At 65.4% G+C, this 1,892-nt stretch carries 1 protein-coding gene; it reads right to left on the reverse strand.

Going from position 1 to position 1,892, the window contains the following annotated elements; genetic code table 11:
• Positions 1 to 76: 76 nt before the first annotated feature.
• Positions 77 to 1,723, reverse strand: a complete 1,647-nt coding sequence (locus FGX59_RS36685; RefSeq protein ID WP_138473458.1) for an IS1634 family transposase — start codon at positions 1,721 to 1,723, stop codon at positions 77 to 79.
• Between the last annotated feature and the right edge of the window lie 169 nt (positions 1,724 to 1,892).

Consider the following 1,892-nt stretch of genomic DNA (forward strand, 5'->3'; position numbering starts at 1 on the left):
CCCAAGTTCGACGTCAAAATCGATAAGCATTTGATATTGCTCGCATCGCATTGCGAGTTTTGCCACAACGGGACGGTCAGGCGGGCTTCGGGAGCCCCAGGGCGTCAAATAAATCGAGCTGTTCGGGCATGCTCCTCGATAGGCCTGTGAAGGTCTGGTCGCCGATATGCGTCGTGTGTTTCTGGATGCGCGCAAGCAAGTCGAGCGCGGTCCGGGGACTCGCGGAATGCCCTGTCGCCTTCAGCCTCATCCGCATCACCCGGTAGAGGACGAGCGCGAGGAAGCAGATCAGCGCGTGCGCCCGGATGCGGTCCGGCAGGCGGTGGTGGACCGGGGCGATCTCGATGTCGGATTTCAGGACGCGGAACCCGCGCTCGATATCCGCCAATGACTTGTAGCGGGCGACGGCCTCGGCTGGCGTGATGCCGGCCACGTTCGTGAGCAGCGCCAGCTTGCCGTCGAAGAGCTCGGCGCGGGCAATGGCCGCTTCGTCGAGGCTCCAGCTGAACAGGTCCGCCTGCAGGTCGGGCTTGATGAAGCGGGTCAGCTCGGCTTCGGCAACCGCCTTCGCGAAGCGGCTGTACGACCCGCGATCGGAGGCGCGGCGGCCGCGGGCGGTCTCTCCAGCGTCCTGCTGGTCGAGCTTTCCGGCCAGTCGCTCACCCATCTCCTCAAGCTCGCGGATGCGGGCGCGGCGGCGGTCCGACTGCTCCGCGGCGCGCAGCGGGTCATGGGCGACGATCAGGCGATGTCCGGAGAATTCCGCCTCGGCGAGGCCGTCGGCATCGAAAGCAAGTCCTTCGAATGTTTCGGCGAGTTCGATGTAGCGGCGCGCCGGGACAGCCAGGATGAACTCCAGCTTGCGGCTGCCGCGGTCGGCCAGCGCCGTCAGCTCGCCGATATTCTCCTGGCTCAGCAGGCCCCGGTCCGCCACCAGGATCACACGCTGGACAGGGAAGCGCTGAAGCACCGTCTGCAACATGCCCTGCAGCGTCTTCGTCTCGGCCATGTTGCCGGGATGGACGGTGTGCAGGAGCGGCAGTCCATCGGCGGTCTGCACCACGCCGAGCACGAACTGCCGCGCGATCCCCCCGGTTTCCTTGTTCATCCCGAACCCGCGCAGGTCGTCCTCGACGCGCCCTTCGCCGTGGATGCGGACGGTGGTCAGGTCATAGAAGACGACCGCCAGGTCACGATCTACGAGCGGCCGCATCTGCTTTGCCAGAGCGTCCTCGACCGCATCGGCATGATCCATCAGCGCATCCATGGCGCGCAGGAGGTGCTGATGCGTGACGGTTTCCGGCATGGCGGGCATGGCGACCGTGTCCAGCCAGCGCAGGCATCCGAGCTTCGAGTCCGGGGCGCAGAGCCGGTTGAAGACCATGGCCCGGACCAGCGCCTCCACATCCGTCTTGCGCCGCCCGTCGCGAAGGCTGCGCTCGAGTGCCCTGTCGAAACCCAGCTGCTTCCAGATCTCGTGCAGCGCGAAGACATCGCCATGGGCCCGGGCGCTGTCGGAGATGACTTCGGAGGCGGTGTTGCCGGTGCGGCCGAGGGCGCGGTTGAGCCCGCTGATCAGCGGATCGAGCTTGCGCGGCGTCAGGTCTTCGATGCGGCCGAGATTGGCGATGACGCGGTGGCGCACCTTTCCGTCCTCGTTGCGGTAGCCTTCGACGAGCTGGAGATAGCGGCGGCCGCCGGACGTGGTGATCTTCGTGTACATGCCGCAACGCTATAACGCCCAGAGATAATCTTGCAATGGGCTATACTCCGACGACGTGCCACAACAGAACTTCCCGAAATGGCACCTTTCCGACCGATCAACCCTTTGATTTTCCAAGATCAGCCCGCGCGGGCGGGCCAGATTCCGGCTTCCAACTGTCGAAGTCCGG

The organism is Poseidonocella sp. HB161398 (genome assembly GCF_005870025.1).
Lineage (GTDB): Bacteria > Pseudomonadota > Alphaproteobacteria > Rhodobacterales > Rhodobacteraceae > Mangrovicoccus.

Coding starts and splice junctions, on each gene's coding strand:
- FGX59_RS36685 (WP_138473458.1), bottom strand. CDS start 1,723: ATGTACACGAAGATCACCACGTCCGGCGGCCGCCGCTATCTCCAGCTC.